8 protein-coding genes are annotated in these 8,592 nt (G+C 65.0%); 4 read left to right on the top strand and 4 right to left on the bottom strand.

Going from position 1 to position 8,592, the window contains the following annotated elements:
* Positions 1 to 466: D-alanine--D-alanine ligase (locus BLT64_RS25345; RefSeq protein ID WP_496559552.1), on the top strand; the 466-nt coding region annotated here is incomplete at its 5' end.
* 767 nt (positions 467 to 1,233) lie between these two features.
* Positions 1,234 to 1,818: a recombinase family protein gene (locus BLT64_RS25340; protein WP_011747525.1), complete on the top strand. Its 585-nt coding sequence runs from the start codon at positions 1,234 to 1,236 to the stop codon at positions 1,816 to 1,818.
* A gap of 311 nt (positions 1,819 to 2,129) precedes the next feature.
* On the opposite strand, the gene BLT64_RS25335 is transcribed toward BLT64_RS25340, so the two are convergent.
* Genes BLT64_RS25335 through BLT64_RS25325 form a run of 3 tightly spaced genes read right to left on the bottom strand, consistent with a single transcriptional unit; the run spans position 2,130 to position 4,789 of the window.
* A complete protein-coding gene (locus tag BLT64_RS25335) occupies positions 2,130 to 2,825 on the bottom strand; it encodes a hypothetical protein (RefSeq protein ID WP_011747524.1) in 696 nt (231 codons plus the stop codon).
* 24 nt (positions 2,826 to 2,849) lie between these two features.
* Positions 2,850 to 3,587, bottom strand: a complete 738-nt coding sequence (locus tag BLT64_RS25330) for a DUF5058 family protein (protein WP_011747523.1) — start codon at positions 3,585 to 3,587, stop codon at positions 2,850 to 2,852.
* 38 nt (positions 3,588 to 3,625) lie between these two features.
* Positions 3,626 to 4,789, bottom strand: a complete 1,164-nt coding sequence (locus BLT64_RS25325; protein WP_011747522.1) for an amidohydrolase — start codon at positions 4,787 to 4,789, stop codon at positions 3,626 to 3,628.
* A gap of 126 nt (positions 4,790 to 4,915) precedes the next feature.
* Here BLT64_RS25325 and BLT64_RS25320 point away from each other — a divergent pair, with 126 nt between their 5' ends.
* Positions 4,916 to 5,428 carry a MarR family winged helix-turn-helix transcriptional regulator gene (locus BLT64_RS25320; protein ID WP_011747521.1) on the top strand — a complete coding sequence of 171 codons (513 nt, stop codon included), beginning with the start codon at positions 4,916 to 4,918 and terminating at the stop codon, positions 5,426 to 5,428.
* A 610-nt stretch (positions 5,429 to 6,038) separates the two neighbouring features.
* On the opposite strand, the gene hpbA is transcribed toward BLT64_RS25320, so the two are convergent.
* The gene (gene hpbA, locus BLT64_RS25315; RefSeq protein WP_011747520.1) at positions 6,039 to 8,075 is read right to left on the bottom strand and encodes an N-methyl-L-proline N-demethylase HpbA; all 2,037 of its coding nucleotides are present in this window, start codon (positions 8,073 to 8,075) and stop codon (positions 6,039 to 6,041) included.
* A 148-nt stretch (positions 8,076 to 8,223) separates the two neighbouring features.
* Between hpbA and BLT64_RS25310 the strand changes: the two genes are divergently transcribed.
* On the top strand, positions 8,224 to 8,592 hold a 369-nt coding region (locus BLT64_RS25310; RefSeq protein ID WP_139171661.1), incomplete at its 3' end, for a TetR/AcrR family transcriptional regulator.

The raw sequence follows: 8,592 nt of genomic DNA, 5'->3' as shown, positions 1-8,592 counted from the left end.
CGTGCGCAGCGGAGAGGCACCGCCGCAACTGGCTGCGAACGAGGCGGAATCGGCCGATGTCATGGCCGAACGCTATGTTCCCGGCAGGGAGCTGACTTGCGCGGTGCTGGGCGGAAAGGCGCTGGGTATCATCGAAATCGTCCCCAAGGACGGCGCATGGTATGATTTCAGCGCCAAATACGAGATCGGCGGTTCACGACATATTTGTCCAGCCGTCTTGCCCCCGGATATCGAGGAGAAAATCCTGCGATATTCCGAGATTGCACATCGGGCGATCGGCTGCCGGGGCGTGACGCGCTCCGACTTCCGCCATGACCCGGATACTGGAGAACTCATCTGGCTTGAGATCAACACCCAGCCGGGGATGACACCGATCTCGCTTTTGCCCGAGATTGCGGCACATCACGGCCTCACATTCGAGAATCTTGTCTCATGGATTGTCGAGGATGCGTCGTTGCGGCGTTGAGCCTGCAGAGCAGCCGCAGTCGCTTTATATGCGCTGCATGACATCACAACCCAATTCCAGATGTTTTACCCCTGTAGGGGCTTCATATTCACGTATCGGGAAACCCTTTCCACAGGGCAGCGATTTGGCGCGAATGGGAGGAGGAAATCCCTCTCTACGCTAACCGTGTTTGACAAACCGGCCCATGATACGCCCAAGGCCGACGGAGTTCGACGCTTTGAGAAGAACGGTGTCCCCCGACCGCAGATGGCCGGCGAGATTTGAAAGCAAAACCTCCACCCCGGGGATAATGCGCGCCATCGACCCGCCCTGCCCCGGATTTCGACAGCTCATCCCAAAGCTCCTGCATCAGCGGGCCACATAAAAGCACCTCGTCCGGCCTGATCTTCAGGATCTGCGCTGCAAGTCCGCGGTGATAACGCAAGGCGTCCTTGCCAAGCTCCGGCCCCGTCGCGGGCGGCAGCGTCTCCGGTGCCGAGCGCCGCGCATTTCCCCGCGAACCTCTGGACGGCCTCCACCATCTCCGGCCGGGCAAGCTGGGTCATGCGACAGAACCCAGCCCTTTTACATTGTTAGACGGCCTGCTGGGAACTACAGAACAACCCGGTATAGTTTAGTGCAAGTTGCGAAGTGAAGGCAGTGAATGGCCAGAAGGCAAGAATATTAAATTTTTTCAAAAGCTTCGCGAGCATCCCAGCCCCACGATAGGCCCTCATGTTCCTGCTTCGGCGGCCGGTGGTGCACGAAAGCGGACGAAAGGAACCAAGATGAAGATCGGTTACGCGCGCGTGTCCACCGAGGACCAGAAGCTTGACCTGCAACTGACCGCTTTGCGAGACGCAGGATGCGACGAAATCTTCAAGGATCACGGGTTTTCGGGATCGGTCATGTCCCGCCCCGGCCTGGAGCGACTGCTGCGCGTCCTGAAGCCGGGTCAGACGCTGGTCGTCTGGCGCCTTGACCGCCTGGGCCGATCCCTCACCGGCCTCGTGCAGGTCATCGATGAGCTGGGGAAGCGCGGCGTGGAGTTCCAGTCCCTCACGGAAGAGGTCAACACCACATCGTCCGGCGGCAGGCTGGTCTTTCACATCATGGCCGCCCTGGCCGAATTCGAGCGCACCCTCATCAGCGAACGCACCAAGGCCGGGATGATGGAGGCGCAAAGGAACGGCCGTCACATCGGCCGCCCTCCGATACTGTCCACCGAGGAGCTCCTGGAAGCCTCCCGATGCCTCAAGAACGAAAGCTTGCAGGCTGTGGCTACCAGATACGGGGTGTCTCCCCGGACGTTGCGACGGCACATCAAGAAGCACGAAGAGACCAGGTGTCCGGCCACGGTCCTTGACGGATAGGGTCGGCAAGGAGCTTGCCAAGCTGAACCGGCCCCGCTGCCCGCCGCAATATCCATCCGGCTGCCACAGGTGCCGAGGGTCAGCTAGGTCGTTTTCCGCAGCAATGGCGGCGGAATCTGTCGCCGTCCCTCAGGCATCCCCCACACCACCGGGTGATCCCGGTAAGGCCGTTACGGCGACGCGAGATTGGCGGGTGACAATGCCGGGCGGCAGGCACGATTCGCGCACCGCCGCCACGCATATGGAACTGGTGCAACGGCGGAGCGTCGAAAACGCCCCGCCCCCTTGCGGGTATCAGCCCAAGGCCATGGTCACGCGGTCTGGCCGCCGGCCGGGCGGGCGGTCTTGCGGTTCGTCGCGAAGCAGACGAGGATCGCCAGGACACCTGCAACCGCGGTGCCCAGAACCCCGGGGATCGGCGACAGGAAGATCGCAAGCCCGCACAGGATGCCGGTCAGCGCGTTCCGGCGCGTGGCGCTGTTCAGGAACATCACCAGCACGGCACCGTAAAGCGCGGGCAGCGTGTATTCCTTGACCGCGACCGCCATCGGCGCGGGCATGGCATCGATCAGCGCCCGGCCGATCACCACCAGCGCCACCAGAAAGACCAGGTTCACCAGCACCGAGACGGCGATGCCCAGCACCGCCGCGACCTCGGCCTTGCGCGAGCCGGTCTCGGCCTCGACGGCCTGCTGGCACGAGATCACCACCGGCATGCGCATGTTGCCGATATTGCCCGACAGAAAGCTCATATAGGTGCCGCAAACGCCCAGCACCGGGAAATAGGAGATCGGCTCGACGATCCAGATGATGCCGACAAAGGCCAGCACGGCCAGAAAGCCGGTCAGGATCACCCCCGCGCCGGGCCAGGCCCCCAGCACGAAGGACAGGTAGAGCGCGGGCAGCAGGCAGATCACCATGGCGATCAGCAGCGTGATGCGCCCGATGCGATGCGCCCGCGGAATGAAGCTGGTCCGGTAATGGGTCTCGAGGTTCTGCTTGGTCATGGATCGCTCCTGAAGCTTCGGGGATCAGGCCTGGATCAGGCCGACAAGATAGCCGGCGGCAAGCCCGGCGATCAGCGCGAAGCCCACGGCCCATTCGCGCAGCCACGGCCAGCGCCGCCCAAGCCGGCCCAGCATCAGCATCGTGCCGGCCCCGATCATCAGGGCGGCCAGATCGTCCCAGGCCACGGTGAAATCCGTCAGCCCGGCCTTGGCCACGGCCGCGCCCAGTCCCAGCATCAGGAAGATCGCCACCGGCGTCGCGGTGCCAAGCGCCCGGATCAACTGCGGATTGCCGACCGACAGCTTGTCGCGCGTGCGGTCGAGGCTTTTCGTCATCAGGAAGGTGCTGACCAGCCAGCCCATGCCGCCCAGCGTCATGACCCAGACCGAGGCGGTGAAGGCCTGCAGCGTATAGCTGTCGGTGCCCAGCGTCGCACCCGCGGCCTTGGCGCCCATCTCGGCGGCGACGAACTCGAAAATAGCCGACCCGATCACCCCGACCCGCATCAGCGTGACCGGCCCGCCCACCATGGCGACCAGCGAGACGGCGACGAAGAAGACGGCGATCGCCGGCCCTATCGAGTTGATCGTCGCGGTCTTGTAGACCCGCAGGCGTTCGTCGCGGGTCAGGATGCCGTAATCGTTCGACAGGCGCAGCGTCATGCGCAGGTAAAGCAATGCCTGCACCACGACGGTGCCGACGATCAGGCCGGCCAGCAGCCACAGGACGGGGCCGTTGGCCACCGAAAAGACATGTTCCATACGGGTAATCCTTGCAGGCCCTGCCGGGCAGGGCGCGTTCAGGCCAGTTCGGTTTCGACCAGGCGGCAGAAATAGCTGGCCGCCACCGTCAGGATCTCGTCGTTGAAGTCATAGCCGGGATTGTGCGGCATGGCGCCGGGACCGGCGCCGACCAGGACATAGCTCCCCGGCACGCGCTCGGTCATGAAGGCGAAATCCTCGCTGCCGGTCAGCGGCGGCGCATCGGCATGCACCCGCTCGGGCCCGACCACCTGCGCGGCCACGGCCATCGCCACCCGCGTCGCCTCGGCATCGTTGACCAGCGGCACGAAATTGTCGTCATAGGCCAGGCTCGCCTCGCCGCCATAGGTTGCGGCGACGCCCTTGGCGACCTCTTCCAGCCGCCGTTTCATCAGTGCGCCGGCCGACTTGTCGAAATAGCGCAGGCACCCCTTCAGCGTAGCCTTGTCGGGGATGACGTTGTGGCTGTTGGTGCCGGCATAGACATCGGTAAAGGACAGGATGCCGGTTTCCAGCGGATCGAGATTGCGCGCCACAACGCTTTGCGCCGTCACCACAAGATTGGCGGCGATCTGCGCCGCGTCGACGGTGGTCTGCGGCAGCGCGGCATGGCCGCCGCGTCCCTGCACCCGAATGGTGAAGAAACTGCACCCCGCCATGGCCCGGCCGTTGCAGCTGTAGATATGCCCCTGCTCCATGCCGGGAAAATTGTGATAGGCGTAAAGCCGGTCGCAGGGGAAACGCTCCAGCAGCCCGTCGCGAATCATCGCCAGCGCACCGCCCAGCCCCTCTTCGGCGGGCTGAAAGATGAAATGCACGGTGCCGGCGAAATCGCGGGTCCGCGCCAGGTGCCAGGCCGCGGCCAGCAGCGTCGCGGTATGGCCGTCATGGCCGCAGGCATGCATCACGCCCGGAACCTTCGAGGCATAGGGCTTGCCGGTTTCCTCGATGATCGGCAGCGCGTCCATGTCCGCGCGCAGGCCGATGGCGCGGTTCGATTCCCGCTTGCCGCGCAGCACCCCCACCACGCCGGTGCCGCCGATGCCGGCATGCACCTCGTCAAAGCCGAAGTCGCGCAGGCTGCGTTCGACCAGATCGGCGGCAAAGGTTTCCTGAAAGCCGATGCCGGGATTTTCATGCAGCGCCCGGCGCCAGCCGACGAAGGTGCTTTCCTGCGCGACGATATCCTGGACCAGACCCATGCTTCCCTCCCTGCGAATCACGTTTTCAGTCTCGATATAAAATTGTTGCATAATAAGATCATTGCGCAAAGGAATTATTTCGCCTCTCCTATGTCCTTGGCAAAGGACGGAAAAGCGGGCGGAAACATGGGAAAAACCTGGTCGAGAAGCTTTCGGCAGGGCAATGCGATCTACAAGCTGAACCTGCTGGCGACCGAATCGATCCGCTCGGTCGAAGAGCGTTTCATCGCCCTGGTCGGGCTGGACGTGCGCACGATCCGGGTGCTGCGGCTGATCGGCGACAACCCCGGCACGACCTTTGCCGAACTGACGGTGATGACCGGGCTGGAGCGCAGCCTGGTGTCGCGGCTGATCCAGAACCTGGTGCGCGGCGGCCATGTCGAGCGGCGCAACGACGATGCCGATGCCCGGCGCTTCGGCCTGTTCGTGACCGAGGCCGGGCAGCGGGTGCGCGACCGCGCCGACCTGCTGTCCGCCCGTGCCCTCGAGGCGGTGTTCGATCCGCTTTCCAAGGCCGAGGTGGCGGCCTTCATCGCCACCATGGACAGGCTGGCCGACTGGCTGGACAGCGAGGATTACGCGCAAAGGATCGCCCGGATCTTCGACGGGATCGATTTCGACGACCCCGGCCAGCGCTAGGCCGGATCGACATTCAGGATCGCCCGGCCGACAGGACCCGGCATCCGGCGCAGCGCTTGAGAGGCATCAAATGCCATGAGTTGAGCAAGCCGCCGCGGCGACGGACCGCGCCTTTCCTGCCGGAAAGGGCCGGCGGCCCCGGACGCGCGAACGCCGATACCCGCCGATACCCGCCGATTCTGCGAGCGGCATCCGTGGGCTCTGCGCCCAGGTGCAACACCGGCACGCCTCGCCCGGGCGCTATGGCAAATGCAAGCCCCAACCTGCCTCCCCCGGCCAAGGTGGAGTATTCCGGCGAGAAACCTCATTCCGTAGCCCATAGGGCCAGCCGCGGCGGCGTCGCTCCGGCGCCAGTCGGTGAAATCCAGGTCGGCGATGCTATCGCTGCAACGCGACCGGGTTGCGCTTCACGGCGGGTTCGATCAAGCCCCGGAGCGCCCACGGCACGAAAAGCGGTTCATTGCCGGATCGCATGGCATGAACGGCATTTGGCGCCCGCGCCCGCATGGTGGGCAAGGCGACATCGAGGAAATCTTGCAGGGCTTGGGGTCGCGACATTCCGGTTGACCTCCCGGATGCGGCAGGGGTCACTCCCCGCGCGCCGGATGCCTCACAGATCCTTGACCAGCCGCAATGCGTCGTAGATCGCGGCATGGGTGTTGCGGGCGGCCACCGCATCGCCGATGCGGTAGAGGCGGAACTTGCCTTCAGGGTTCTTGCGAACCTCCTGCAACCCGCCGGTGGTCAGGACCTCGTAATCAACCTCGCCCAGGTTCGAGGACAGCGGCTTCAGGTCGAAGTAAAGCTCGTCCAGCGGCCGCGTGCCATGGTTGACTACCACCTGATCCACGATGCGCTCGCGGGCAAAGGCGCCGTAATCGCTGCCCAGGATGGCGCGCAACTGGTTGCCCTCGCGCGCGACCGACCGAAGACGCCATGTCACCGTAAAGGTGGTGTCGCGCTTTTGCAGGTTGCGCATATAGGGCACCAGGTTCATCGCCATCACCTCGGGCGAGAAGCTGCGGTCCGGCGTCACGATCTCGACCGCGGCGCCGGTGGCCGAGATCAGGTCGGCGGCCTGCAGCGCCGCGTGGTCGCCGGCATCGTCATAGACCAGCACGTTGCGGCCCGGCTTCACGTCGCCCGACAGGATGTCCCAGGCCGAAACGACCAACTCGTTGCCCGCCTCCAGCACCTCGACATGCGGCAGCCCGCCGGTGGCGACGATCACCTCGTCGGGCTCGGTGGCCAGCACGTCGGCCGCATCGGCGAAGGTGTTGAAGTTGAACTTCACGCCGTGCTTCTCGCATTGCGCCATGCGCCAGGCGATGATCGAGATCATCTCGCGGCGCCGCTCGTCCAGGGCGGTCAGGCGGATCTGGCCGCCGGGCTGGTCGGCGGCCTCGAAGACGGTGACCTCGTGGCCACGCTCGGCAGCGACGCGGGCGGCCTCCATCCCGGCCGGACCGGCGCCGACGATGGTGATGCGCTTCTTCGCCGGGGCGGGCGGGATGGTCTGCGGCATGGTCTGCTCGCGCCCGGTTGCCGCGTTGTGCAGGCAAAAGGCCATGCCGCCCTGGTAGATGCGGTCGAGGCAATAGTTCGCGCCGACGCAGGGGCGGATGTCGTCCTCGCGCCCCTCGACGACCTTGCGGACCAGATGCGGGTCGGCCATATGCGCCCGCGTCATGCCCACCATGTCCAGCAGCCCTGCGGCGATGGCGTGGCGCGCGGTCGGCACGTCGGGGATCTTGGCGGCGTGGAAGGTCGGAAAGCCCGTGGCCTTGCGGATCTGCCCGGCGAATTCCAGATGCGGGGCGTTGCGCATCCCCTGCACCGGGATCACGTCGGTCAGCCCGGCATCGGTGTCGATATGGCCCTTGACCACGTTCAGGAAGTCGACCAGCCCGCTGTCCTTGAGCTTTTGCGAGATCGCCAGCCCGTCCTCGGCCGTCAGCCCGCCCGGCAGGTCCTCGTCACCGGTATAGCGCACGCCCAGGATGAAATCCTCGCCGCAGCGCTCGCGGATGCCGCGCAGCACGTCGAAGGTGAAGCGCAGCCGATTGTCCAGGCTGCCGCCATAGGACCCGTCCAGGTCGTTGGTCAGCGGCGACCAGAACTGGTCCATCAGGTGGCCATAGGCCTGCAGCTCCAGCCCGTCCAGCCCCGCTGCCTTCATCCGCTCGGCCGCATCGACATAGTCGGCGATGATGCGGTCGATGTCCCAGTCCTCCATCCTCTTCGGGAACGAGCGATGCGCCGCCTCGCGCTCATGGCTGGGCGAGACGACGGGCAGCCAGTCGGCCTTGTCCCAGCGCGTGCGCCGGCCCAGATGGGTCAGCTGGATCATCACCGCGCAGCCGTGGTCGTGGCATTCGTCGGTCAGCCGCTTCATCCAGCCGACCACCTCGTCCTTCCAGGCCAGGATGTTGTTGAAGACCGGCGGGCTGTCGCGCGAGACCGAGGCCGAGCCGGCGGTCATGGTCAGCGCCACGCCGGCCCTCGCCCGCTCGACGTGATAGGCGCGATAGCGGTCCTTGGGCATGCCGTCCTCGGGATAGGCCGGCTCGTGGCTGGTGATCATGATGCGGTTGCGCAGCGTCAGGTGCTTCAGCCGATAGGGCTGCAAAAGGGGATCGTTCGACATGGCTCTGCCTGTGAGGGGTGGGGAGTCGCGGCTTCAGGAAGGCAGGAAATGTTCACATGTGTCAATTAAAAAATCACAACTGATCCTTTTGTATGCATCACTGGACATTTCTCTTGAGCCGAATCGCCGCGGCGGCTATGCAAAAGCCATGGAAAACCAAGTTGCTCCCGAAGCCGCCCTCCCCGAGACCGGCTGGCGCGGATCGCGCGAGGGCTGGCTGGAGGCCGGCTACCAAGCGCTGATCGACGGCGGCATCGATGCGGTAAAGATCCTGCCGCTGGCCCGGCGGCTGAACCTGTCGCGCACCAGCTTCTACTGGTTCTTCGAGGATCGCGAGGCGCTGCTGACCGCGCTGATCGACGGCTGGGAGGAACGGACGACCTTCCCCCTGATCCGGGCGTCTTTGGAATATGCCGAAACGCTGGCCGAGGGGATGCTGAACGTTCTGGCGTGTTTTCTGTCTGGTGCCTTTGACGCGCGGCTGGAATTCGCGGTGCGCAGCTGGGCCTTGCAGGAC

Origin of the sequence: Paracoccus denitrificans (assembly GCF_900100045.1) — a bacterium.
Taxonomy (GTDB): Bacteria; Pseudomonadota; Alphaproteobacteria; order Rhodobacterales; family Rhodobacteraceae; genus Paracoccus; species Paracoccus denitrificans.
Note: the sequence above shows the minus strand (reverse complement) of the source record. Positions and strands in the feature narration are given on the sequence as shown.